The sequence below is a fragment of the Ruegeria sp. O6 genome (assembly GCF_056535045.1).
In genome coordinates this window covers 64,344-88,776 of sequence record NZ_JBQERM010000015.1, presented here as the reverse complement: position 1 = coordinate 88,776, position 24,433 = coordinate 64,344, and the positions used below count along the sequence as shown (strand labels likewise).

The following is a 24,433-nucleotide window of genomic DNA, read 5'->3' as shown; positions in this document are numbered from 1 at the left end:
GGGGCCTCTGCCCCCTCCGAACCTCCCCCGGGATATTTATGGCCAAATGAAGATAGGATCCTGGTTTTGACCTTTAAAGATGTGCAGAACGGGCTGGCCGCGCAGGGCTATGTTGCCGATGATCGGTTGGCCATGGCGCTGCATCTGGCGCAGCAACTTGGGCGCCCTTTGTTGCTGGAGGGGCCGGCGGGCGTGGGGAAAACCGAAGTGGCCAAAGCGGTGGCAGCATGGCGCGATACACGATTGATACGTCTGCAATGCTACGAAGGTCTGGACGCCAGTCATGCCATCTATGAATGGAATTATCAAAGACAGCTATTGGCGATAAGGGCGAGCGAAGCGCAAGGCGGCGTCGCGGAGGCGCAGCTGTTTTCGGATGAATATTTACTGAAAAGGCCTTTGTTAGAGGCGATTTTGGAGGCGAAACCGCCGGTTCTGTTGATTGACGAGATAGATCGGGCGGATGAGGAATTCGAAGCCTATCTTCTGGAAATCCTGTCAGACTTTCAGATCACCATACCCGAGTTGGGAACTGTGCAGGCACATGTGCGGCCTGTCGTCATTCTGACGGCCAACGGGACGCGGGATTTGTCGGATGCGCTGCGCAGAAGGTGTTTGTACAGCTTTCTTGACTATCCTTCGAGAGAGACCGAACAGGCAATCCTGCGGGCGCGACTGCCTGAAATCGAGGGGATTCTGGCGCGTCAGATCATCGGGGTTGTACAGGCGCTGCGTCAGGAAGATCTTGAGAAGAAACCGGGCATCGCAGAAATGCTGGATTGGGCAGCGGCCCTATCCGGGTTGGGTGTCAATGATCTGGTCAAATCCCGCGAAGACGTCCAGGCGACGCTGGTGTGTTTGCTGAAAACTGCCGCAGATTACAGTGTGGCACCGCCCGAGGTGATGGATCGCCTGATCGGAAAGGTCGCGTGATGCAGGTTACCCGCTTTCCTGCCCGGGCTTTGGGCCTTACCGACCGCATGTCGGGTTTCATAGCGCATCTACGCATGAATGGCATGCAAATGGGGGCGTTGGACGCGGGGGACGCGCTTGCCGCCCTGTCCGAAGTGGATGCAACGGATGCCAATCAGGCCCGACAAGCCATGTGCGCGGTATTGACCGGAGAAGCGGAAGATTGGCGCCGGTTTGATGAACTGTTCGATGCTTATTGGTTCAACGCTGGCGTACAGCGTTCGGGAACAGCGAAAAACAAGCATGTGCGGGTGCAGTCAGCCAAGCCAATGATCTGGCAGACCAGAACTCAGGGTGAGGACGAACCACGATCCGGGTCGGCGCAAGTGACCACTACGCCTGACTGCGGTGAAGGGGAAGCCGAAGGGGTGGACGGCAAGTTGATCGCCACGCGAACGGCCAACCTGTCACGCCGGGACTTGCGAGAGTTGATGGATGAAGAGGCCCTAAAACAGGCTGAAACAGCCGCGCTGACCTTGGCGCGGGCATTTCGGGACAGGCGATCGCGCCGCCGGAAACGGGCGTTGCGCGGGGCTGTTCTGGATATGCGCCGAATACAGCGCGCCAGTCTGGCGCGTGGCGGTGAGCCGCTGGACCTGTATCGCCGAGCGCGGCCACCGCGCCCGATGCGGATTGTGGCATTGTGCGACGTGAGTGGTTCGATGACCGCGTACTCACGCGTGTTTCTGGCCTTCCTGAAAGGGTTGATCGGCAGCGGGATCAAGGCGGATGCGTATTTGTTTCACACACGATTGATGCGGGTTACAGATGCGTTGCGCGACCATGACACCCTCCGGGCTGCGGGGCGATTGTCGCTGATGGCCGAAGGCTTCGGCGGCGGTACCGATATTTCCGGCAGTCTGGAGCGATATCTGTCGGGATACGGCGCGCGGGCACTGAACGGGCGTACCGTCGTCCTGATCCTGTCGGACGGATATTGCAGTTCTGATCCGCAGGCTCTGGGGGATATGCTGGCGCGTATCAGGCGCAAGGCTCGCCGGATCGTCTGGCTGAACCCCTTGAAGGGCTGGAAGGACTATCAACCTATTGCGGCAGCGATGCAGGCGGCTGAACCCTATCTGGATGCGCATTTGCCGGCCAATACACTGGATGCATTGGCGGCGCTTGAGCCGCAGTTCCAAAAGCTGTGAAAGGAGTCTGACCTTGGCGAATTTCGACATTTTTGACACTATCGATCAGCTGCGCGGAACCGGAGAGGCATTTTGTGTGGCGACGGTTTTGCGCACGGCGGATGCGACTTCGGCCAAAGCTGGGGGGAAGGCGGCGATTACCCGGGCGGGTGAAATTCTGGGGCATCTTGGCGGGGCTTGTGTGCAGCGCGCAGTCCGGGCCGCGGCGCAACAGGCTTGGACGTCCGGGGTGCCGCAGATTATCCGTGTCAAACCTTCGGAAAAGGTGGTGAAAATGACCGATCCCGATGGTGTGCAAACGTTCAAAAGTGGGTGCCCGTCCGGTGGCACTGTTGATCTTTTGGTCGAGCCCTATCAACACGCGCCCCGGCTGGTGATTTTCGGCGAGGGGTCGATTGCCAAAGCTCTGGCGGCACATGGATCGCTGGCCGGATTTCGCACGGTTGTCGAGGATGGGCTTGATATTGCTGGAAACCATGTGCGGTTCGCCTTGGCTCAGGTCGATGCGCTGGGCGTGGAGCCGCGGGACTTTGTCGTGGTGGCTGCGCAGGGGCGCAGCGATGCGTCCGCTTTGAAGGCGGCCTTGGAAACCGATGCGGCACGTGTGTCGATGGTGGCCAGTCGCCGCAAGGCAGCTACGCTGACTGCAAAGCTTATCGCCCAGAGATTGGACCCTTTGAAAGTTGCGCGCCTGAAATCCCCGGCGGGGTTGGACATACATGCCATAGATCCGCATGAGATCGCCCTGTCGATTTTGGCCGAGATTGTGATGTGGCGGAACGGTGAAAAGGCAGCAAAGGTGCCGCATGATGAAAAGCTTGCTTGAACACCTTTGCCACATGTGGCCTGCGTGGCTGGCTCAAAGGATAGAAACGGCTGCAATGCGCCTATTTCCAAGATGTTGTTGAACAAAGGAAAGACCTGAATGGAACTGACTGATGAAATCCGTATCGCAGCGCCACGGGACGTCGTTTACCGCGCGCTTAACGATCCCGACATTTTGATGGAATGCATCCCGGGATGTGAGGAACTGACGCAGAAATCACCAAACGAGCTTGAGGCGAAAGTTGTTCTGAAAATAGGCCCGGTCAAAGCGCGCTTTGCAGGTGAGGTCACGTTGGACACAGCCAATGCACCAAATGGGTTCTCTCTGATGGGTGAAGGCAAGGGCGGGGCGGCTGGATTTGCCAAGGGCGGCGCAGACGTGTCGTTGACCGAAGAAGGAGACGAAACCGTACTGAAATACACGGCGAAAGTTGATGTTGGCGGCAAGATCGCGCAACTCGGCAGTCGGTTGATTGCAGGAACCGCAAAGAAGTTGTCGGCAAAGTTCTTTACGCGGTTCGGAGAGATTGTGTCAGAGCAGTCGGCGGCATGATCCGGGGCATCCATAGCCGAGAGGTTGTCAAAGAAGGAACCACTGTCGACACGCCGGGGAAACCCGCCCTAAACAGAATGTGTGGCAATCGGCGGTGCCTGCAAATACCCAGTCAGGACAACACCCTTCAGCGAGAGCTGCGAACACCCCTGTCAACGGGGGGTTGAAAATCGGGTTCTGCCCATAAAAAATTGGCTTTTCCCGAAATAACCGGTAGGTTTTCTGCAAAAGGTGGAAAACACCGGAGGCAGTAAGAGAGCAGATGTCACAGGCAAAAACTCGTGTTTTGCGGACCACGATACCTGCCGGTCTTGTCGGCAAACGGGACGGTCTTTTTTTCTTGTGGGGCGAGATTGAGCGTGCCCGTTTGAAAACTGAAGTCGGAGCCCGCCAGGATGCTGCAACGCCGGATGGGCCAAGTGCAAACATGGCTGGCGCAGCAAGGCGACTGGTACAGGTGCCGGTGGACGAGTTCATATTTTATTGATGGGCAACGTCTGGTTGGGAACAGCGGGATCTATCCTTTTTCAAAGATCAGGATAACTTCGCCGAGGCGTACGCCAAAGCGTGAGACGTAAGCGCGGTTTAACAGACGGTCCTCGGTCAGCAGCCACATCCAGTCGTCAAAACTGACGCGCATCGTGCCATCTTTGACAGGCAGGTCAATTTTGTATTTCCAGTTGAAGGTGTCGCCCCTTTCGGTCCCGCTGGCGGTTCCCAGCACACCGGGTGCAGTACCAGCCCACGTGTCATCACTAGTCTTTGTCAACGTCCAGATGCGCTGTTCAGTTGCGCCGTCGTCGTAGATAAAATCCTCGACCAGTGTCAGGGTTTTCCCGTCCCATGTGCCGTCGATATCGACTTCAAATCTGCGTGGAACATTCCCCAACACATCCTGAAACTGCCCGTAAGCCACGGTCTTTCCGTCGAAGAATTCCTCGAGGTTCAGTTGCCGTTCAGACAGAAAGGTTGTCGGAACCTTCGGTTTGCCAGAGCAGGCAACCAGAAGTGCAAAGCTTGCGACGGAAACGCATGTAATCAGAGAGCGACCTGTGATCATTGCACCAGCCGCCTTTCTGAAGTGGTGCTATACTCATTTGCGCCACCTACGTGGATCGGATGTGATTTGGGGGTCGGGCGCATTGTTGCAACGAGCTCAGCAACCTTGATGCCAAACTTACGCATCTCGGAACGATTCATGATGACGCCCTGTTCTGTCAAATACATCCAGTCTGTAACATCAAGCGTGTGTCCTCCTGCGTCCTTGGGCAGAATAATCCTGTAGGTCAGCTTGATCGTTGCGCCGGATATCGTGCCGTGACCTTCGCCAACGATATCCTCTGCCGTTGCCGTAAACGTATTTCTGGTGTCCAGCGTCAGATACCACTTACGGTTCATCTTTTTGCCGTTTGAGTACGTGAAGAACTCGGAAAGTGTGCCTGTGTTCCCATTCCACTCACCAACCATGCGGGCCACAAAGCTGTTCGACATCCTGCCATTGGGGCCATAGATCAGACCTTCGGACAGGATTTCACCGTTCAAATGCTTCTTCAGCGAAAAAGTGGGCCCGGTACCGGCATAGTCTGACGGGCTCTGCGCACGAAAGCTCAGCAGTCGGGCGCGGACAAACATTGCAATCAGCAGAGCCAGCAGGATGATGGCGAAAGCATTCACTTGCTTGTGACCTCGGTTGGCAGGGTCAGGACCATTCCAAAGGCCCCAAGTTTCAGGATGCAGGGCAGCACCGCGTAGGCGAGATTGAGTGTATCAAGCGCTTGGGCGGAATTGGTTTGACCGGGGGTGAAGCCACTGCGCTCCAGCAATGGCAGGGTAAAAAAGGCTGCCAGGGCCAGGCCCAGCTTGCCAGCAAAGGACCAGATACCAAACGCTGTGGACGCGTTAAGACCGGCTCGGGTCAATGTGACCGAAAACATGGCGGGCAGCACGACCATATCCGCGCCCAGAGCGGCACCCGAGGCGAGGCAAATCACCGCAAAACCGGTGAGGTTCCCAGCGCTCAGTGTGGCGGCACCGATAAACCCCGCGATGGAAAGCGGCATTGCAATCATCAGTGTCTGTTTCGAGCCAATTTGGTTACTGAGCTTAGCCCAAAGCGGCACGCTTACGCCTGCGCTGAGGAAAAACAGGATCAACAGCGGCCCGGCCTTACCCTGCAATTGCAATCGGTCCTCTACGAAAAATAGAAACAGGGTCGATGTAATGGCCACGGGTAGGCTGTTGATCAAAGCCAGCACCAAAAGGCGCAAACCTCCGGCCTGGCCAAGGCTTGCGAAAGACAGACCGGATCCGGTGATTGCGGGCCGCCGCCAGATCGGAACGGTCAACAAAAGGGTTGCGACCGATAGCAGACCCAGAAACAGACCAAACGCGGGATAGCCTTGCGCGTGGGCTCCGGCAGCAACAAAAAGGGCAGGGGCACTTGCCGCGATGATAACGCCTGTCAGTTGTCCGCCTTCCCGATAAGCGGCGAGGGTCATCAACTCCTTCGCGTCAGCGCGTTTCGCCAGCGTCGCACTTCGCCCGTAGAGCAGGATAGTCCCCAGGCTATAAGCCGAAAACAACAGTATCAGAAGAACAATCAATGTCAGTACATCTGCGCCTTGTTGCAGGCTGAACAGCGCCGGAAATCCAATGGCAAGGCCGAGAGCTGCCATGGACGCAAAGACAAGCTGGCCACCGGGCCATCTATCTATCGCCCAACCGATCAGTGGGTCCTGTACCAGATCGACCAATCGGATCATCAGCAAGACGGTGCCAATCACCCCCAGTCCAATGCCCAGATTCACCGCCGCAAAACGCGGTAGATGAATGTATAGCGGGATGCCCGCCGCAGCGAGCATCAGCGCGTATAAGCTGACCCGAGGGTAAAGCATCACTTTCCCTGAAGCATCTGGGTGAAGGACGCTGACCGTGTGTTTTCGCCGAGGAAAACCGACATGAAACTGCGTTTGATGCCCGGATATGCCATTGTGCAGGTCTTTCGACCGTTCAGCCAGAAACTGACCTTGTCTGGCCCGTCGGACACCGCCAGATAGCTGTCACCCTTGGTGACACCTTTAAAACATACATCCAGTTGGTCGCCAATCGGGGCAGGGTGGCCGACGCGTTTCATCTCGTCGAGCGTCGAGTTGACCAGCGCATTCTTCTTGATGCTTTTACGGTATGTCAGCTGAAGCCCGAAATCTACACTCCAGCTGAACGAAGCACCTTTGGGTGTGTAAAGCTTGGCGTCGTAGATCGGAAACCCGAGATAGCGGAAGGTTGCAGTGCCAAGAAGCTGTGCACCATCCAACTCTTCCGTCACTGGCGAGGCAATCAACCTAGTGGGGGCCAGCAAGGAAAGGCTCAAAAGGGTCGCGCGCAGCATCCCGCTATTCGGCGGCAACAGAGATGGCCGGATCTTGTCCAAGAATGGCATAATCAGCTCCGATTATTTGCGGGGTGCCATTTATCCGCTCAACTACATGCATCGCGCTGGCGATCCCGTCTTCGTGAAATCCGTGCCGGTTATACGCACCGGCGAACCAGGTTCGGTTCTGTCCTTGTATCTCGCGAATATGCCCCTGTGCTTTCAGGGCGGCTTTGTCGAATACCGGGTGGGCAAATTCGACCTGGTCATAGATTTTATCCAATGGAATCTCTGTTGGGGCGTTCAGCGTCACAAAAAGCGGGTCGTTGTCCGGTATGTTCTGAAGTCGGTTCATCCAATATGTAACGCCTACGTCCCCGGCCTGTGATCGATAGGTCCAGCTGGACCAGCACGCACGCCGCTTTGGCATCTGGCCAGGATCACAATGCAGGGTGGCGGTGTTGGGTTGGTACCGAATTGCGCCCAGTGCAGCGGTTTCCGCCGGGGTGGCATTCCCGCCCAAAATGGCAAGCGACTGGTCAGAGTGGGTAGCCAGGATGATCTCATCAAACTGATCCACCGCACCCTGACTGCGGACCGTAACACCTGTCTCACTCCGGGAAATGTTCTGAACCGGACTGGCCAAACGGATTGCTGCCCCGCGTGCCCGTAGGGCGGCATCGATCCGGCGGACATATTCGATACTGCCACCTTTTACTGTGTACCACTGGTGTTGATTTGCGCGGCCACTGGCCAGAAGGGCGTGATTTCGAAAGAACTGTACCAATGAGCGTGCAGGGAACTGATCCACCAGCTCAACCGGAGTTGACCAGATTGCCCCACACATGGGCATCAGATAGTTGTGGCGGAACCAGTGTCCCAGCCGAAGCTGATCCACCAGTTCACCAATCGTGGTGTCGTCGTCTCTTGCAGCCTCCGGAGCCTTTTTGCCAAAGCGCAGAATGTCGGCAATCATCTTGTAATAGGCGGGGCGCGCAAGATTGCGCCTCTGCGCGGTCAGGGTGCGCAGATTGTTCAAACCATATTCGATACGACCATTGTCGATTGTCGCACCAAAACTCATTTCGCTTTCGATAACGGGAACATTGAGCTCATAAAAAAGTCGGGTCAGAAAAGGATAGGTTGCGTAGTTGAAGACGATGAAACCGGTATCCACCGGTTGATCGCCGTTCTTCCCGGCCATGACAGTGCGGGCATGGCCACCTAAACGCGGTTCCGCCTCATAGAGGGTCACGTCGTGGTTTTCTGAAAGGTAGTAGGCGGCTGAAAGGCCTGAAATACCTGCACCAATAACTGCGATTTTCTTCCGTACACCCTGGGTTTCGTCGAACATTCCAGCCTCGTTATGTGGTTCTTAGAATGAAATACGCGGGGTAGGTGCAGTTGGATCAATCCGGTTGGAAGTTTTACCAGAGGTGCGATCCCGTTTGATCCAATTGCGTCACGGGCCCGTAAAATGTGAAACATGACTGAATCGGCCCGTGCATGAGCAGCTTTGACGGAAAAGCCTATTGGATCATCGGCGCAAGCGAAGGTTTGGGTCGTGCTTTGGCTAATGCGCTAAGCGACAGCGGCGCGCATTTGATCTTGTCGGCGCGTAATTCCGAACGTTTGGCTGACATCTGCTCCGAGCTTCCCAATGCCCGTGCGATCCGGTGCGATGTCACCGATTTAGACTCTGTTCGCGGGGCTGTGGCCGAGGCGGGTCTGGTCGATGGGCTGGTTTACAATGCCGGCGCGTATGACCCCGTGCGCTCGGCGGATTGGGATACAGAAGCGTCGCTCAGGATGGGTGATGTGAACTATCTGGGTGCTTTGCGTGTGTTGGGTGAAACCGTTCCGGACCTTGTCAAGGCAGGTCGGGGGGATATTACGCTGATCGGGTCGCTCGCGGGCTATCACGGGTTGCCAGCGGCCATCGGATATGGGGCCAGCAAGGCGGCACTGATTTCTCTGGCGGAAACGATGCGCCACGATCTGGCGGGCACCGGCGTGACCGTGCGGATCATTAATCCCGGCTTCATCAAGACCCGACTGACTGAGAAAAACAGCTTCAGGATGCCCATGCTGATGAGCCCCGAGGATGCGGCGGGTCGTGTGGTCAAGGCGATGTCGCGGCGCCGTTTCCGTACGGATTTTCCTGCACCATTCTCGTGGTTTATCCGTCTGATTGACTATCTGCCGGATCTGTTGGTGTACCGAGGGAAATAGACCCTAACCAAACTGCCCGTGACAGAACCAGCCTGCAGACATGGTTCCGCCATGGCCGTAAAACAGCCACAACCGCTCGCCCTGCTGTGTCACCACAACCCAGTAGTCCCGCACGCCGCTGCGCCAGTTCGGGTCATCCAGCCACCATTCCGGTGCGATCCGTTCCGGGCCGGTGGCCTGCGCCAGCTGCCAGTTACGCCCGCGCCAGCGAAAGGCGCTGGGCACGTCAGGGGTTTCCGGTGCCATCACCGGCTCAGGCTGCCACATCAGCAGGGGGCGGGGGCGTGGCGGCGCAGGCCAGTCGCGGGCAGGTTCCGACCATGCCGCCGCCAGCGTTTGCGCCGTTTTCTCAGGGATGTGCGAGGCCGCGGGATGGCGCCGGGTGATCGCCTCAAGCCCCACCCGCGCGCCCAGCTTGCCGATCAGATCATCCACGGCGGTGTTGCCCGCCAGCCGGTTGCGGGCCACACGGCGGGCTTCGGCATGGCCGGCCACGGTACGGGCGTGGATGGGTTCTGTCTGAACCGCCTCAAGCCGCAGCATGTCGATGCCGTAGCCTGCGTCGATCTTGTCAACTTTCATCTCTAACAAAGGGCGAATGCGGTATTTATCGTAAGTTGGGCGGGCCAGGCCGACCTCGATAACCTCAGCTGCCTGATCGGCGCGGTGCGCCTCCAGCCGCAGGGTGCGGGCACCGCGCCCCTTTTCTTCCAGCTTGGTGCAAAGCGTTGGCAGAACCCGATCAACCGCAGCCATGACATCCTCAACCAGACCAATCGGGTTGGGCAGGGTCATCCGCACCGCGAAATGGTGCGGCGGGCGGGCGGGCGAAACAGGCTCGGGCGCGCTGCCCATGGCCTGATCCAACCGCAGAACCAGCCCGCGTCCAAACCTCCGCGCAAGGCTGGCGCGGGGTTGACCCAGCAGATCGCCGATGCGGCGCAGGCCCAGACGGTTCAGCTGCACGACAACCTGATCTTCCAATCGCAGCGCGGCGATAGGCAGGGGGCTGAGTGCGCCATAAGATTGACCCGGCGGTGCGATCCGCGCGCCTCCACCCAGGGCCCTCACTTGCGGCGCGGTGCCGCCTTTGGTCCAGTGCCGCCGTTTACCCGCCCGGGCGCGGGTGGCACGGGCCTCCTGACTGATGGCGTCGCCATTGCGGTCGGATGTGGCCGCCTGCCCCGCATAGCGCGCCAAAGCCCAGGCTGCGCCCAGCGTGTCGGCGATGCCAATCTGTACGCTGAGGCCCATATCCGCGCAATCGGTTTCAAGAACGTTCAGCAACGCCTCCTCTCCGCCAAACAGATGGGCGCAACCTGACAGATCGACGATCAGCCCGTCCGGGGCCTCTTCGGCCACCCATGGGCTGAACTTTCCCGCCCAGCGACGCAACGCGGCCAGGAACGCGGCTTCGGCCGGGGCGTTACGGTGCCGCGTGATCAGGTTGGCACACATGGCATGAGCATCCCGCACCGGCTGGCCGATACGCAGCCCGACAGCCTGCGCATCGGCATTCACTGAGGTAATAACCTGCATGTTCGACTGTTCGGCCACGATGGCCAAAGGCCCGGTATGCAACCCCCGCGCAGCGCGGATCAGCCGTTCAGCCCCCAGACGGGGGAACCATAGCGAAAGTATTCGGCGTTTGGGCATTTGCAGGCATCACAATGTTCTTACTTTGTTCTTAAGTGAGAATCGATGCCTGAGTCGAGTCCGCCCTTATCCGCAGGTCAGCCGCAGGATGATCCCGTCGCCATTCACGTACACGTTCAGCCGGTCGATGCGGTAATCCTGTGTGGCGATGCCATCCGGGCCCAGCACGCGCGACCGTGCGGGCAGGTTTGCCTGAATGTTCGAAACCGGCTGGCCAACGGTATCGGAAAAATCTTCTCCCTGACAAAAGGCCAGATCGACCGGGGCAGGTTCCGGCGGCAGCAAAGCGTCTTCGGGCGCGGGCGGGGTTTCAGCACAGGCCGCCAGAAAGAACAGGATCGGGAAAAATCGGTGCATTGGCGTTCCTCATTCTGGCAATGTCGTTTCTGCAATATCAATTAATTAGCCAACCTGCCATGAAAGCACGGTTGAAAACACCCTGTAATTGACGCAGGGTCGGGGCAAAAGTGACAGGGAGATAAGTAGCATGCGTACCCGTGCCGCCGTCGCCATTCAGGCAGGCAAACCTTTGGAAGTGATGGATGTGAACCTCGAAGGCCCCAAGGCGGGCGAGGTTCTGGTCGAGATCAAGGCCACCGGTATCTGTCATACCGACGAATTCACCCTGTCGGGTGCCGACCCCGAAGGCTTGTTCCCGGCCATTCTGGGCCATGAAGGCGCAGGCGTGGTGGTCGAAGTGGGTCCGGGCGTAACCAGCCTGAAGCCGGGCGATCATGTGATCCCGCTTTACACGCCGGAATGTCGCGAGTGTGAATACTGTCTGCACCCCAAGACCAACCTGTGTCAGGCGATCCGGGAAACCCAGGGCAAGGGCCTGATGCCCGATGGCACCTCTCGTTTCTCGACCTCGGATGGCGATCCGATCCTGCACTACATGGGCTGCTCGACCTTCTCGAACCACACAGTTCTGCCTGAAATCGCCCTGGCCAAGGTGCGCGAGGACGCGCCGTTCGACAAGATCTGCTATATCGGCTGTGGTGTCACGACCGGTATCGGCGCGGTCATCAACACCGCCAAGGTGGAAATCGGCAGCCGCGCAATCGTGTTTGGTCTGGGCGGTATCGGCCTGAACGTCATTCAGGGCCTGCGTCTGGCCGGAGCAGACCAGATCGTCGGCGTCGACCTGAACCCCTCCAAGGTGGAAATGGCCACCAGGTTTGGCATGACAGACTTCGTGAACCCGTCTGAAGTTGAAGGCGATCTGGTGCCGTATCTCGTCAACCTGACCAAGGGCGGAGCGGATTATACGTTTGACGCCACAGGCAATGTCGGCGTGATGCGCGCAGCACTTGAAGCAGCGCATAAGGGATGGGGTGAGTCGATCATCATCGGTGTGGCACCTGCAGGGGCCGAAATCTCGACCCGGCCATTCCAGCTGGTTACCGGTCGTTCATGGCGCGGTACCGCGTTCGGCGGCGCGCGTGGGCGCACGGATGTGCCCAAGATCGTCGACTGGTACATGGAAGGCAAAATCGAGATCGACCCGATGATCACCCACACCATGGGTCTAGACGACATCAACCACGGCTTTGACCTGATGCATAAGGGCGAAAGTATCCGTTCGGTGGTTATCTACTAAGAGAAAATCCACAGTTTTCCAACCAAGGCGCGCTGATCGGCGCGCCGTTTTTGTTGGACCTACTTTCCAGGCCGTGACGCCCCGGTATCTGAACGCGGCGACCGAACCCGCAGAACCGGGGTGTTGACCGAGGTGGTGTTGGCCCGGCTTTCTCGCCAAACAACATAGACGCCGGACGCGATGATGATGCTGGCACCGACGGCGACCCAGATGTCAGGGCGCTCGTCGAAGAAGATCATTCCAAACAGTGTTGCCCAGATGATCTGGCTGTATTGGCTGGGGGCGACGACACCGGCGGGTGCGGCGCGGTAGGCCAGAATGATCAGGTGTTGCGCGATGACCGAGAACACCCCAACCAGCGCCATCATCGCCAGATGAAGCAGGGAAGGCGGCTGGTATACAGCCGGTTGGGCAAGGCTCGTCACGACGATAGCCAGCAGCATCGGATAGAGGATCAGCACGGCCGAGCGCTCCTCCTTCCCGATCTTGCGCACCAGGACCGAGGCAAAGGCGCTGCAGAAGGCGGCCATCAGGGCGGCCATGTGGCCCAGTGTGATATCCGTTGCACCGGGGCGCAGAACGATCAGGACGCCGATCAGGCCGACACCAACCGCAGCCCAGCGCTGAACGCGGACCACTTCACCCAGTATCGGGATCGACAGTACCGTGACGATCAACGGGAATGAAAACAGCAGGGAATAGACCTCGGCCAGTGGCAGAACCGAAAACGCGTAAAACGCGCAGGACATGGCCGTAACCATCAGGCCCGAACGCAGCAATACCAGCCATGGGTGATGCGGCAGAAAGTTTCCCGTCGTGCGGTCGGTCAGGATCGTGACGGCCATTGGAACGAACGAAAACAGCGTGGCGAAAAAGATGATCTGCATCACTGAATAGGTGCCGCCCAGCACCTTGATCAGCGCGTCGTGGCTGGCAAAGACGGCAAATCCCAGAAATGCATAGCCAAGCCCCCGCAGGGTGTTGTTTTGAGCACTCATCAATCCGGCCTCGGCCTATGTTGGTATGGTGACGATACATCATAGCAGCGCAGGCAGGGTTCCCGGCTGTCCGTAGTGCTGCTTAACCCTATTCCGAGGGCGCGAATAGCCCTTATTTTATCGCTAACATCGCATGGCCGCCATGATCCGGGATCATCGCAGGATCGGCGGCGCGTCTTTGGGCTGTCGTGCGGATTGGACACCTGCCTTCATGCCGACACCGATGCGGCGGGCCAAGGCGACCCACGGTGTGGCCGTTTCCGCGGGCAGGGTCCGGGCGGCGACCTCCTCGAACAGATCCAGCCAATGGGCAAAGAATTCCGGTTTCACATCGGGCCGTTCGATATGGACCCGTTGCGGATTGCCGTCATAGCAGCGCTCATACAGGATGGCATTGCGCCAGAAGGCGGCGATCTTGTCTTCATGCGCGGGCCAGTCGGTGACGTGGTTTGCGAATACGGGTCCAAGAACCGTGTCTTGCCGGACACGGGCATAAAAGGCGCGAACTTGCGCGTTGATCTGCGCGGGCGTCGCGGGAAAGCGCGGGGGAAGGATGGGTCTGGTCATGACGGCCTGAATTTCGACTCTGTTTTCGGCAGATAGGGTGTTCCGGGGTTACGGAACAGAGGTGGTTTTGTCGCGCCCATCCGGCGTCAGCAGGTACCGCAGCAGGGCCACCGGGTGCGCCCGCAGGCTGAGGCGGGTGGCGACGTAATCTTCGACCACCTGTTCGCCCAGCGTCATTTGCGGCAGATAAGCCTCGGGTTCGTCCAGCGCCTCGCCCTCCAGATCTTGCGAAAACAGGGGCAGAGGCTTGGCTGTGGCAATTGCCTTGGCCTGCCACAGCGCCTCGCGCCGGGTCAGGTCGCAGGCGGCGAAGGCATCAGCCTCGGCCAGCCGTTCGATCACCGATGGTCCAAGGCCTGCGCGGCGCCAGACATCGTCGACCTGGGTGTAGCCGTTGCCGCGCGCGGCGGTCAGCCAGCTGGCGTCTTCCTCGCTCAGGCCCTTGATCTGGCGAAAGCCCAGCCGCAGCGCCAGCCCGCCATGGCCATCAGGCTCCATCACATTGTCCCAAAAGCTGGCATTGATGCAGACCGGGCGCACCTGCACCCCATGCTCGCGCGCATCCCGCACAATCTGGGCCGGCGCGTAGAACCCCATCGGCTGCGAATTCAGCAGGGCGCAGGCGAAGATGCCCGGATGGTGGCATTTGATCCAGGCCGAGGCATAGACCAGCAGCGCAAAACTGGCCGCGTGGCTTTCGGGGAAACCGTACGAGCCGAAGCCTTCGATCTGGGAAAAGCAACGTTCCGCGAAATCCTGTTCATACCCGTTGCGCTTCATCCCGCGCAAAAAGAGCGCGCGGAACTCGCTGACATTGCCATGTTTCTTGAAGGTCGCCAGCGAGCGGCGCAGCCGATCGGCCTGTTCCGGGGTGAAGCCCGCGCCGACAATGGCGATCTGCATCGCCTGTTCCTGAAACAACGGCACGCCCAGCGTTTTGCCCAGCACCTCGCCCAGCGCGTCCGAGGGGAAGCTGACCTCCTCCTCTCCGTTCCGGCGGCGGATATAGGGGTGGACCATGTCGCCCTGAATGGGGCCGGGGCGGATGATAGCAACCTCGATCACCAGATCATAGAAATTACGCGGCCGCATCCGCGGCAGGAAGTTCATCTGTGCACGTGATTCCACCTGAAACACGCCGATGCTGTCCGCCTTGCAGAGCATGTCATAGACTGCCGGATCCTCGGGTGGCAGGGTGGCGAGGGTATAGCTGGTCTGGTGGTGCTGGCCGATCAGGTCAAACGCCTTGCGGATGCAGGTGAGCATCCCGAGGCTGAGGACATCGACCTTGAGGATGCCAAGACTGTCGATATCGTCCTTGTCCCAGCAGATGACCGTGCGGCCCTCCATCGTGGCGTTTTCGATGGGGACAAGCTCATCCAGCCGACCCTCGGTGATGATGAATCCTCCCACATGCTGCGAGAGGTGGCGGGGAAAGCCGTCGATCTCATAAACCAGCATTAGAGTCTGTTTCAGGCGCCGATCTTCGGGGTCGAGGCCAATTTCGCGCATCCGTTGCGCCTCAAGCCCCGAGGCCGAGAAAAAGCCCCAAAGCTGTGAGGAAAGCGCCGAGATTGTATCTTCGGTCAGGCCCATGGCGCGTCCAACCTCGCGGATGGCGCGTTTGCCGCGGTAATGGACCACCGTGGCACAGAGGCCCGCGCGTTCGCGGCCATAGCGGTCATAGATGTGCTGGATCACCTCTTCGCGGCGTTCATGTTCGAAATCGACGTCTATGTCTGGCGGTTCATCGCGCGCCTCGGAGACGAAGCGTTCAAACACCATGGTGCCCATCTCGGGGCTGACCTCGGTGATGCCGAGGCAAAAGCAAACGACCGAGTTGGCAGCCGATCCGCGCCCCTGGCAGAGGATGCTGCGCGAACGGGCGAAATGGACGATATCGCGGACGGTCAGGAAGTAGGGTTCGTATTTCAGCTTGCCGATCAGCGTCAGCTCATGCGCCAGCATTTTTTTCGCCTTTTCGGACGCCCCGGCGGGATAACGCCATTTCAACCCCTCATGCGCCAGACGGTGCAGGCGCTGGGTCGGGGTTTCTTGTGTGCTGCCCTCGTTGGGGTATTCATAACGCAGCTCGTCCAGCGAGAACGTGAGTTGTTCGCTGAGCGCATAAGCGCGGGCAACGGCCCCCTCATGACCTTTGAAGATGCGTAGCATCTCGGCCTCGGAGCGCAGGCGCTGTTCACCATTGGCCAAAGCGTCCCGACCCAATGCATCCACTTTGCGACGCAGGCGGATGGCAGTCAGCACATCGCCCAGTTTGCGGCGGGTGCCGTGGTGCATCATCGGTGTCGCGCTGGCGAGCGTGAGGATGCCAAGCTGTTTTGCTTCAGTCTCTAATAAAGAGAAAAATGCGCTATCGGCGCCATCATACCGGGGGTGCATCAACAGATGCATCCGCCCGGCAAAGCGGCGCGTCAGCTGCTGCGCCTGTGTCCGCCACGCGCCCGTGCCGCCCGGAGAGCCCGCCGCCTGTGGCCACAGCAGCAGGTGGAGGCCATCGGAAAATTCGAGCAGGTCAGACAGGTGCAGGATGCAGTCGCCTTTCTCGGCGCGCAGGCGGCCTTTGGAGAGGATGCGACACAGGTTGGCCCAGCCCTGCCGGTTCAGGGGCAGAGCGGTGACCGTGGGCGCATCGGTGAAGATCAGCCGCGCCGCCGGGATCAGGCGGGGAACCGCGTGGATGGGATAGGAGGGCGGCCTGGGGATGTGATCGGGGCAGGGTGGACCGATTGAGGTATTCTGTGCCTCCCACGCCAGCCGTTCGCGGACCTTGCGGGCGATCTCGCGCGCCTGAGTATGGGCGCGGACGATCCCGGCGACCGAGTTGTCATCGGCAATCGCAATGGCGGGTAGGCCCAGGGTGACGGCACGCTCCATATACTCCTCGGGGTGCGACGCCCCGGTGAGGAAGGTAAAATTCGACGTGATCGACAGCTCGGCATACATGGCGATTCCACATTATATTCACGTTTTGTTCTTTTTCGAGTCCTTTGCGCAGGAAACGGGTCGATTGGGTCCGGTCGCACGGGCATGGTCAGCAAAAAAGGAGATCCGAGATGTTCAAAATCACCGCTTTGCCCACCAACGATGTACGCGCCCTTCAGGCAGGTGGCGCGGATGCATATGGTTCAACGCCGGAACGCGCTGTTTCGACGGGTGCAGGTAACCCGTGCCGCCACTGCCTGCGACATATCCCCGAGGGCGATGAGATGCTGATATTGGCACATCGACCTTTTTCAAAGACACATCCCTATGCGGAAACCGGCCCGATCTTTTTGTGTGCAACACCATGTGACCGGTACGAGGAAGACGCGCTGCCCGAAATTCTGTCCACCTCGCCCGACTATCTGATCAAGGGCTACGGTACGGATGACAGGATCGTCTATGGCACCGGGGCGATCACGCCGACGGATCAGATCGGCGCAAAAGTCAGGGATATCTTTTCCCGATCCGACGTTGCCTATATTCACGTGCGATCTGCGCGGAATAACTGCTATCAGGCGCGAATAGACCGGGCTTAAAGCTTGACGCGGTGGATGCCCCGGCGTGGCTGATCCTGATCATCCGCCGGATGATCTTCGGTACGGGACGAGGTCAGGGCAAGGAATACGTCCTCAAGATCGGCCTCTTCGGTGCGGACGTCGCGGATGCGGATATTCGCGGCGCGTACCGATTCCAGAACCTGTTCGGCGCTGGTCTGGATGTTTCGGTATTGCAGGACAAGGCTGCCATCATTGCGGAGAGCTGCCTCGACGCCTTCTGACGCAGGCAGATCAATGATCGGGCTGTCGGGCACAATCACCATGGTGCGGCTGTCCATGCGGCCCAGCAGGTTGGCGGTGCTGTCCTGCGCGACCTTTTCACCGTGGTTGATAATGGCGATCTCGTCGCACATCTCCTGCGCTTCTTCCAGGTAGTGGGTGGTCAGGATGATGGTCATGCCCTGTTCGTTCAGCTTGCGCACATTGGCCCAGAGCATCTGGCGCAGTTCGATATCCACACCCGCTGTGGGTTCATCAAGCACAAGGATTTTCGGGTGATGCACCAGTGCCTTGGCCAGCAGCAACCGCCGCCGCATACCGCCCGAAAGAGTGCGGGCATAGGCCTCGGCCTTGTCGCTGAGACCGACCAATTCCAGAATCTGATCACTGCGCCGTTGGGATTTCGGAACGCCATAGAGACCGGCCTGAACCTCAAGCGCGCCGCGCGGGGTGAAAAACGGGTCGAGGTTGAGCTCTTGTGGCATTACACCAATGGCCGATCGCGACTGGCGTGGATTCTGATCCTGGTCGAAGCCCCAGATCGCCACGCGACCCGCCGATTTTACCACCAGACCAGCCAGAATATTGATCAGGGTCGATTTTCCGGCACCATTCGGGCCCAGCAGACCAAAAACCGAGCCGCGCGGGACGGTCAGGTCAATGCCTTTCAGCGCATGCTTTTCGGGCTGACCCTTGCCTCCGCGATAGGTTTTGCGCAGCCCTTCGATCCTGATTGCCGCGTCGCACATGTGGCACTTGCCCCCGGTTTGATCATCGCTCATAAACGCACCTAATACATGCCCGCGTGGCCGACAACCGAAGAAGGATCGCCAGCCGTGACCATCGAAGCGCCGGAAACCGAGATCGTCGAAACCGCCCGTGTTGCCTGTGATGGCGGCGAAGGTGCGTTGGGCCATCCGCGCGTGTGGCTGCAAATTCCAGAAGACGCAGGCTGGGTTGAATGCCCCTATTGCGACTGCAAATATGTTCTGGCCGGGCATCAGACTGACGCCTGAGCCTGTGTTGCCCTGTGTGGGCATTGAGTATTTATGAAAAGATGAAGTTTGCGGCTGCGGTGCGGGTGGCTCTATCGTTGCGCCCGTGGCATTAGTGTTTTCGCAAACGATCAGAGAGGGCGCGAAATGACCACGAATTTCGGAAAAGGGTGTCACCTGCATCTGATCGACGGATCGGCCTTTATTTTCCGGGCCTATCATGCGCTGCCGCCACTGACCCGCAAGTCGGATGGGTTGCCGATTGGGGCTGTTTCGGGCTTTTGCAACATGCTGCAGAAATATGTCGAGGGAAACACCGGGGCAGATGCGCCGACCCATGTGGCAGTGATCTTTGATAAAGGTTCTCATACTTTCCGGAACGATCTTTACGACCTCTACAAGGCCAACCGCGAGGCGATGCCCGAGGATTTGCGCCCACAGATGCCGCTGACCCGCGAGGCGACAAAAGCGTTCAACATCGCCTGCAAGGAGATGGAGGGTTATGAGGCTGACGACATTATTGCGACCCTCGCCGTTCAGGCGCGGGATGCAGGTGGCCGTGTGACCATCGTGAGTTCCGACAAGGATTTGATGCAGCTGGTCGGGGACGGCGTCGAAATGCTGGATGCGATGAAGAACAAACGCATTGACCGGGATGGCGTGGTCGAGAAGTTCGGGGTCGGACCGGAACGTGTGGTCGATGTTCAGGCGTTGGCCGGTGACAGCGTCGACAATGTTCCGGGGGCGCCGGGAATCGGGGTCAAGACGGCGGCTTTGCTGATCAACGAATTCGGCGATCTGGAGACCCTGCTGGACCGGGCAGATGAGATCAAGCAGCCTAAACGCCGCCAGACCCTGATCGAAATGCGAGACCAGATCGAGCTTTCGAAGAAACTGGTTCAACTGGACGAGAATACTCCGCTGGATTTCACCTTGGACGACCTTGAGGTGAAGGACCCCGATGCGGACACGCTGTTGGCGTTTTTGGCTGAGATGGAGTTCCGCACCCTCACCAAGCGTATCGCTGACAAGCTGGGGGTTGAGGCTCCGGTGATTGCCGACGCCCCTGCGCCAGCGGTGGCAGAGGTCGAGGCCGAGGTGATCCCGTTTGACAGCTCGAAATACGAATGCGTGCGTGATGCAGCGGCCCTGCAAAAGTGGATTGACCAGGCCTATGAGCGTGGTTGGGTTGCTGTAGACACAGAGACCACGGGCCTGAACGAGATGATTGCCGGTCTGGTGGGAATTTCGCTGTGTGTCGAGGCCGGAGAAGCCTGTTACATCCCGTTGACCCACCGCGATGGATCAGCGGATGATCTGTTTGGCTCGGATGCTTTGGCCGAGGGGCAGATGCAATTGGATGAAGCCCTTAGGCTTTTGAAACCGATGCTCGAGGACCTGTCGGTCCTCAAGATCGGGCAGAACATGAAATATGATGCCAAGATCTTCATGCGGTATGGCATCGACGTGGCACCCATCGACGATACGATGCTGATGTCCTACGCCATGCATGGCGGTGAGCATGGGCATGGGATGGACACCCTGTCCGAGCGTTATCTGGGCCACACACCAATCCCGATCAAACCGCTGCTGGGGTCGGGAAAATCGGCAATTACCTTCGACAAGGTCGCAATTGACGAGGCCACGGCTTATGCCGCCGAAGATGCGGACATCACCTTGCGTTTGTGGCAGCTGTTCAAGCCGCAATTGCACCGGGCGCAGGTGACCACGGTCTATGAGACGCTGGAACGGCCGCTTGTGCCGGTGCTGGCCGAGATGGAGATGCATGGCATCAAGGTCGACCGTGATGTCCTGAGCCGGATGTCCAACGCATTTGCCCAGAAAATGGCCGGGTTAGAGGCTGAAATTCACGAGCTGGCCGGAGGAAGCTTTAATGTCGGGTCGCCTGCTCAGCTGGGCGAAATCCTGTTCGACAAAATGGGTCTGGAAGGTGGCAAGAAAGGCAAGACCGGCAAATACTCGACCGGCGCTGATATTCTGGAAGACCTCGCAACCGAGCATGAACTGCCGCGCCGTGTTCTGGACTGGCGGCAGCTGAGCAAGCTGAAATCGACCTACACCGACGCGCTGCAGACCCATATCAACCCCGACACAGGTCGGGTGCATACGTCTTATTCGATCACCGGAGCAAATACAGGGCGTCTGGCCTCGACCGATCCGAACCTGCAAAACATTCCGGTGCGGACAGAAGAAGGGCGGCGTATTCGTGAGGCTTTCATCGCCGAGCCGGGCAATGTGTTGGTAAGCCTCGACTACAGCCAGATCGAGTTGCGGATTCTGGCCCATATCGCCGATATTTCGGCTCTGAAACAGGCATTTTCGGACGGTTTGGATATTCACGCCATGACCGCGTCCGAGATGTTTGATGTGCCGTTGGATGAGATGACGCCTGATATCCGCCGTCAGGCAAAGGCAATCAATTTCGGTGTGATCTACGGCATCTCGGGCTTTGGTCTGGCCCGAAACCTGCGCATTCCGCGGGCCGAGGCGCAGGGCTTTATTGATCGTTATTTCGAACGTTTCCCAGGCATTCGCCGTTATATGGACGACACAGTCGAATTCGCGAAAGAGCACGGCTATGTGCAAACCCTGTTCGGGCGCAAGATTCACACGCCCGAGATCAATGCCAAAGGGCCACATGCCGGGTTCTCGCGCCGCGCAGCGATCAATGCGCCAATTCAAGGTACGGCGGCGGATGTGATCCGGCGCGCGATGGTGCGAATGCCCGATGCGATCAACGGGTTGCCTGCCAGGATGCTGTTGCAGGTTCACGACGAGTTGCTGTTCGAAGTGGCCGAAGATGCAGTGGATCAGGTGATCGACGTGGCCCGAGACGTGATGGAGGGCGCTTCGGATCCTGCGGTCAAACTGGATGTGAAGCTGGTCGTGGATGCCGGGAAGGGTGCAAACTGGGCTGAGGCGCACTAGCGGCGTTGTTCATCAGTCCTCGGCGGGCTGTCCTTGCAGCGGGTCAGCCCTGCGGCCTGACCATACGGTTCACCATTCGTTGCACGGACGGGCCAAACAGCAGGATTACGGTGAAGGCAATGGGCCAGCAAAATGCCCAGGACGCCATCCAGTCGCCAACTGTGCCGGGGTTAAACCCGATTGCTTTGACCGTCGCGATCCCCGTTACAATCAAGGACATGAGGCCGGACATGATCAGGCTGAAAACGGCACGGGCATAGCGGGCTGGTATCAAGGCAGGCATCCTAATGGTCGCAATGCCCTTGATGTGCGGTATCTGAATGAAAATTACCAGTGCAAGTCCCGCATCCAGTCGAGTGTGTCGCAGGTGCGTTGAGTTGAGGGTGTGTATTCCGCGCTGATCCAGCCGCTATAACCTGCCGCGTCCATGGCCGAGAACAAGGCCTTGAAATCCGTTGGTCCGCGACCCGGTTCCGTGCGATCCGGGGCTGCGCCAACTTGGGCATGGACCACCTGCGGATGAAAGCGGTCCCAGACAGCCAGCGCGTCGCCATGGATCATATGGGCGTGAAAGCTGTCATATTGCAGGCCGACATTCGGGCGATCCACCTGGTTGAGCACCTCTGCTGCCAGATCGTAATCGTTCAAAAAATATCCGGGCTGTGAAACCGGGTTGAGCGGCTCGATGGTGAATTGTTGCTGTGGGGCGAAATCGGCGGCCCATTGCAGATTTTGCACAAAACAACTCAATGCATCCGGCCCGGTAGCGTATCCGGACATGATGTGGATCAGGCCGGGGCGTAGCACCCTTGCATATCGCAGGACACGGCGAATGTCCGACTGGAACCGCGATTGACCGTCGGGGATCGCGGCGTAACCCGGCGCACCTCCGGTGTAGTTGGGCGGTGGCGCGTTGATCAGCACAAGCTCCAACCCGTTGGCAAGCAAGGCACGGCGGGTTTCCGTCGCGGCGATGTCGTAAGGAAACAAGACCTCGACCGCTGTGAACCCGGCATCTGACGCAGCCTGAAATCGCTCCAGGTAAGGCATTTCGGTAAATAGCAGTGAAAGGTTGGCAGCAAATCTGGGCATGAGCGGTCAGTGGTTGTGTTGATCCGACCATAACCAAGGGATGATTTTCGGGGAAGGGATCGAAAACGACAGATTGTCGAAAATCGACCAGATCGCTTGCACCGAATCAGCAAGGGTCCGCTCAGCACGGCGCGTCATTACGGGTGCCGTCTTAACAAAAGGTCCGAATCCAATGGCGATGAGCCCGGAACCCGTACGCGGGGCAACTACCGCTATGTCTGGTGGCCGAAACCCTGCGTTGTCAGGGAATGGGCTGGCGGTTGCCTCCATGATTACCTGGGCAGCGGGGTTCCCGGCGGCGGAAGTTTTGCTGCAAACCTGGCCCCCTGTTGCATTGCTGACCGCGCGCCTGGCGCTGGCGATTGCCGTTCTGATACCGGTCTGGATCCTGCTGGATGGCCCCAGCAGAGTGTTACGCGCAAGATGGGGTCGGGCGATGGTTGTCGGCGGCTTTGGTTTTGGCTTTGCCATGTTTCTGCTGATCGTTGCGCAGAAAATGACGGACCCGGTGACAGTCGCGATCATTGCATCCTGCGCGCCTTTGCTTGCAACGGTACTGGAGCTGATGGCAGGAACCCGACGGCTGAAGTGGACCTTTGCGTTGGGTGTTCTGGTGTCGGTTCTGGGTGGGCTGATTGCAACCAGCACCGCCGCGCCCGAACAGCTGGGGCTGGGCGCGGTTCTGGCGATCCTTGCAACGGGCCTGTTTTGCTGGGGTAGCATGGCCACTGCGCGCGACTTCCCCGAACTCAGTCAGATCGGGCGCTGTACAATTACTTTCGTCGGTGGGTTGCTCATGGCCGCAGTGCTGAGTTTTGGGGCGGCCCAGCTGGGCATGGATGTGCTGCCAACCGCCGCCATTGATGGGCAGCAATGGGGGATGCTTGGGATCTATGCCTTGATATCACTGGGGCTCAGCCAAGTGTTGTTCATCTCGGCCGTGGGAAAGCTGGGCGTGGCGCTGGCTTCGTTTCACATCAATATCGCCCCGTTTTACGTGATGCTGATCATGCTGATGCTGGGGGAAGACTGGAACTGGACCCGTGCGCTGGGCGCGGGCGTAGTCGCCTTGGCCGTCGTGCTGGCCCAGGATCGCGCTCCACGGTCAGCCAAGATCGGCTGAAGGGATCAGCGGGAAGAATTGCCCACCTGACCAGACACCAAACCAGCCCTCATGGTGGCCGCCAATCTCGACAAGGCGATAGAAGCTTTTGCGATCTATGCGCGCTTCGAGGTTCGTGCGGATCAGTATGTAGGGTGACGGTTCTTCTGTTTCAGGATCGATTACAATCCGGATTGGATGCGCGGGCCCTGCAACAGCGATGTCGTCCACTTGTGTGCGAAAGGTCAGGTCTTGCGTCCGACCTTCGCCGGTTTGCTCGAAATCCACGGCGATGAACGGCGCGTCCTCGACAGTGATTCCCACCTTTTCAACCGGCGTGACCAGATAGTATTTCCCGTCTTCTTTCTTAAGAATTGAGGAAAAAAGCTTCACAAGCTCGAACCGATTGATGGGCGAGCCTAAATAACTCCATGTACCATCTTTTGCGACACGGATGTCCAGATCGCCACAAAACGGAGGATTCCACAGGTGAACGGGCGGTAAACCCCGGGTTTTGGCGGCTTTTACCGATGCGGCCAATCCGTCGGGCGAGGGTTTCACAGGTTTTTGTCCGCTCATTGCTTTTGCC

Annotated in this window: 25 protein-coding genes; 11 read left to right on the top strand and 14 right to left on the bottom strand. The window is 58.8% G+C overall.

What is annotated here, in order from left to right:
- Positions 1-66: 66 nt before the first annotated feature.
- The 5 genes from ACR0DY_RS16945 (at position 67) to ACR0DY_RS16925 (ending at position 3,988) form a co-directional block, all read left to right on the top strand.
- A complete protein-coding gene (locus ACR0DY_RS16945; protein WP_480482635.1) occupies positions 67-933 on the top strand; it encodes an AAA family ATPase in 867 nt (288 codons plus the stop codon).
- Complete coding sequence (locus tag ACR0DY_RS16940; protein ID WP_480898777.1) at positions 933-2,123, top strand: vWA domain-containing protein; 1,191 nt, start codon at positions 933-935, stop codon at positions 2,121-2,123. Before ACR0DY_RS16945 ends, ACR0DY_RS16940 begins: the two co-directional genes overlap by 1 nt.
- A gap of 13 nt (positions 2,124-2,136) precedes the next feature.
- On the top strand, positions 2,137-2,949 hold the full coding sequence (locus ACR0DY_RS16935; protein WP_480482637.1) for an XdhC family protein: 813 nt from the start codon (positions 2,137-2,139) through the stop codon (positions 2,947-2,949).
- Positions 2,950-3,048: 99 nt separating this feature from the next.
- Positions 3,049-3,501, top strand: coding sequence for an SRPBCC family protein (locus ACR0DY_RS16930; RefSeq protein ID WP_480482639.1), 453 nt, complete (start codon positions 3,049-3,051; stop codon positions 3,499-3,501).
- Between the two features lie 262 nt (positions 3,502-3,763).
- Entirely contained in the window at positions 3,764-3,988 is a 225-nt protein-coding gene (locus ACR0DY_RS16925; protein WP_209505213.1) for a hypothetical protein, read from the top strand.
- Between the two features lie 30 nt (positions 3,989-4,018).
- Here the strand turns inward: ACR0DY_RS16925 and ACR0DY_RS16920 are convergent, their stop codons facing one another.
- From ACR0DY_RS16920 to ACR0DY_RS16900, 5 genes are read right to left on the bottom strand one after another with little or no spacing between them, the layout of a single operon-like run.
- Entirely contained in the window at positions 4,019-4,561 is a 543-nt protein-coding gene (locus ACR0DY_RS16920) for a DUF3833 domain-containing protein (protein ID WP_480482641.1), read from the bottom strand.
- Entirely contained in the window at positions 4,558-5,133 is a 576-nt protein-coding gene (locus ACR0DY_RS16915) for a DUF3833 domain-containing protein (protein WP_480546947.1), read from the bottom strand. The genes ACR0DY_RS16920 and ACR0DY_RS16915 overlap by 4 nt, the downstream gene beginning before the upstream one ends.
- A 38-nt stretch (positions 5,134-5,171) precedes the next feature.
- Positions 5,172-6,395, bottom strand: a complete 1,224-nt coding sequence (locus ACR0DY_RS16910) for an MFS transporter (RefSeq protein ID WP_480546878.1) — start codon at positions 6,393-6,395, stop codon at positions 5,172-5,174.
- The gene (locus ACR0DY_RS16905; RefSeq protein WP_480546880.1) at positions 6,395-6,940 is read right to left on the bottom strand and encodes a hypothetical protein; all 546 of its coding nucleotides are present in this window, start codon (positions 6,938-6,940) and stop codon (positions 6,395-6,397) included. The genes ACR0DY_RS16910 and ACR0DY_RS16905 overlap by 1 nt, the downstream gene beginning before the upstream one ends.
- On the bottom strand, positions 6,894-8,225 hold the full coding sequence (locus tag ACR0DY_RS16900) for an NAD(P)/FAD-dependent oxidoreductase (RefSeq protein ID WP_480898772.1): 1,332 nt from the start codon (positions 8,223-8,225) through the stop codon (positions 6,894-6,896). The genes ACR0DY_RS16905 and ACR0DY_RS16900 overlap by 47 nt, the downstream gene beginning before the upstream one ends.
- A gap of 152 nt (positions 8,226-8,377) precedes the next feature.
- On the opposite strand from ACR0DY_RS16900, the gene ACR0DY_RS16895 reads away from it, so the two are divergent.
- Positions 8,378-9,103, top strand: coding sequence for an SDR family NAD(P)-dependent oxidoreductase (locus ACR0DY_RS16895; protein ID WP_480546884.1), 726 nt, complete (start codon positions 8,378-8,380; stop codon positions 9,101-9,103).
- Between the two features lie 3 nt (positions 9,104-9,106).
- On the opposite strand, the gene ACR0DY_RS16890 is transcribed toward ACR0DY_RS16895, so the two are convergent.
- Both ACR0DY_RS16890 and ACR0DY_RS16885 read right to left on the bottom strand, forming a co-directional pair.
- On the bottom strand, positions 9,107-10,759 hold the full coding sequence (locus ACR0DY_RS16890; RefSeq protein ID WP_480482653.1) for a DUF6504 family protein: 1,653 nt from the start codon (positions 10,757-10,759) through the stop codon (positions 9,107-9,109).
- 66 nt (positions 10,760-10,825) lie between these two features.
- Positions 10,826-11,116: an I78 family peptidase inhibitor gene (locus tag ACR0DY_RS16885; RefSeq protein WP_267364411.1), complete on the bottom strand. Its 291-nt coding sequence runs from the start codon at positions 11,114-11,116 to the stop codon at positions 10,826-10,828.
- Positions 11,117-11,246: 130 nt separating this feature from the next.
- On the opposite strand from ACR0DY_RS16885, the gene ACR0DY_RS16880 reads away from it, so the two are divergent.
- Positions 11,247-12,359 carry an S-(hydroxymethyl)glutathione dehydrogenase/class III alcohol dehydrogenase gene (locus ACR0DY_RS16880; RefSeq protein WP_480482655.1) on the top strand — a complete coding sequence of 371 codons (1,113 nt, stop codon included), beginning with the start codon at positions 11,247-11,249 and terminating at the stop codon, positions 12,357-12,359.
- Between the two features lie 59 nt (positions 12,360-12,418).
- Here the strand turns inward: ACR0DY_RS16880 and ACR0DY_RS16875 are convergent, their stop codons facing one another.
- The 3 genes from ACR0DY_RS16875 to ACR0DY_RS16865 all read right to left on the bottom strand — a co-directional run bounded on the left by ACR0DY_RS16875 (position 12,419) and on the right by ACR0DY_RS16865 (position 16,891).
- Positions 12,419-13,357: a DMT family transporter gene (locus ACR0DY_RS16875; protein ID WP_480546886.1), complete on the bottom strand. Its 939-nt coding sequence runs from the start codon at positions 13,355-13,357 to the stop codon at positions 12,419-12,421.
- Positions 13,358-13,510: 153 nt separating this feature from the next.
- Positions 13,511-13,924, bottom strand: a complete 414-nt coding sequence (locus ACR0DY_RS16870) for a group III truncated hemoglobin (RefSeq protein WP_480546888.1) — start codon at positions 13,922-13,924, stop codon at positions 13,511-13,513.
- Positions 13,925-13,972: 48 nt separating this feature from the next.
- The gene (locus tag ACR0DY_RS16865; RefSeq protein WP_480546890.1) at positions 13,973-16,891 is read right to left on the bottom strand and encodes an error-prone DNA polymerase; all 2,919 of its coding nucleotides are present in this window, start codon (positions 16,889-16,891) and stop codon (positions 13,973-13,975) included.
- Between the two features lie 110 nt (positions 16,892-17,001).
- Here ACR0DY_RS16865 and ACR0DY_RS16860 point away from each other — a divergent pair, with 110 nt between their 5' ends.
- Positions 17,002-17,466 (top strand): DUF1203 domain-containing protein, encoded by a 465-nt coding sequence (locus tag ACR0DY_RS16860; protein ID WP_480506580.1) that lies wholly within the window; start codon positions 17,002-17,004, stop codon positions 17,464-17,466.
- Here the strand turns inward: ACR0DY_RS16860 and ACR0DY_RS16855 are convergent.
- A complete protein-coding gene (locus ACR0DY_RS16855) occupies positions 17,463-18,455 on the bottom strand; it encodes an ABC transporter ATP-binding protein (protein ID WP_480538568.1) in 993 nt (330 codons plus the stop codon). The two genes, ACR0DY_RS16860 and ACR0DY_RS16855, sit on opposite strands and share 4 nt — an antisense overlap.
- A gap of 87 nt (positions 18,456-18,542) precedes the next feature.
- On the opposite strand from ACR0DY_RS16855, the gene ACR0DY_RS16850 reads away from it, so the two are divergent.
- Together ACR0DY_RS16850 and polA are read left to right on the top strand one after the other, a co-directional pair.
- The gene (locus tag ACR0DY_RS16850; RefSeq protein ID WP_480898775.1) at positions 18,543-18,722 is read left to right on the top strand and encodes a zinc-finger domain-containing protein; all 180 of its coding nucleotides are present in this window, start codon (positions 18,543-18,545) and stop codon (positions 18,720-18,722) included.
- 126 nt (positions 18,723-18,848) lie between these two features.
- The gene (polA, locus tag ACR0DY_RS16845; RefSeq protein WP_480898767.1) at positions 18,849-21,650 is read left to right on the top strand and encodes a DNA polymerase I; all 2,802 of its coding nucleotides are present in this window, start codon (positions 18,849-18,851) and stop codon (positions 21,648-21,650) included.
- Between the two features lie 43 nt (positions 21,651-21,693).
- Here the strand turns inward: polA and ACR0DY_RS16840 are convergent, their stop codons facing one another.
- A complete protein-coding gene (locus ACR0DY_RS16840; RefSeq protein ID WP_480474477.1) occupies positions 21,694-21,924 on the bottom strand; it encodes a DUF2798 domain-containing protein in 231 nt (76 codons plus the stop codon).
- 53 nt (positions 21,925-21,977) lie between these two features.
- On the bottom strand, positions 21,978-22,742 hold the full coding sequence (locus ACR0DY_RS16835; RefSeq protein WP_480482667.1) for a hydroxypyruvate isomerase family protein: 765 nt from the start codon (positions 22,740-22,742) through the stop codon (positions 21,978-21,980).
- Positions 22,743-23,010: 268 nt separating this feature from the next.
- Here ACR0DY_RS16835 and ACR0DY_RS16830 point away from each other — a divergent pair, with 268 nt between their 5' ends.
- A complete protein-coding gene (locus ACR0DY_RS16830) occupies positions 23,011-23,865 on the top strand; it encodes a DMT family transporter (RefSeq protein ID WP_480482669.1) in 855 nt (284 codons plus the stop codon).
- Here ACR0DY_RS16830 and ACR0DY_RS16825 read toward each other — a convergent pair.
- Positions 23,848-24,423, bottom strand: a complete 576-nt coding sequence (locus tag ACR0DY_RS16825) for a DUF1285 domain-containing protein (RefSeq protein WP_267365918.1) — start codon at positions 24,421-24,423, stop codon at positions 23,848-23,850. The genes ACR0DY_RS16830 and ACR0DY_RS16825 overlap by 18 nt on opposite strands.
- Between the last annotated feature and the right edge of the window lie 10 nt (positions 24,424-24,433).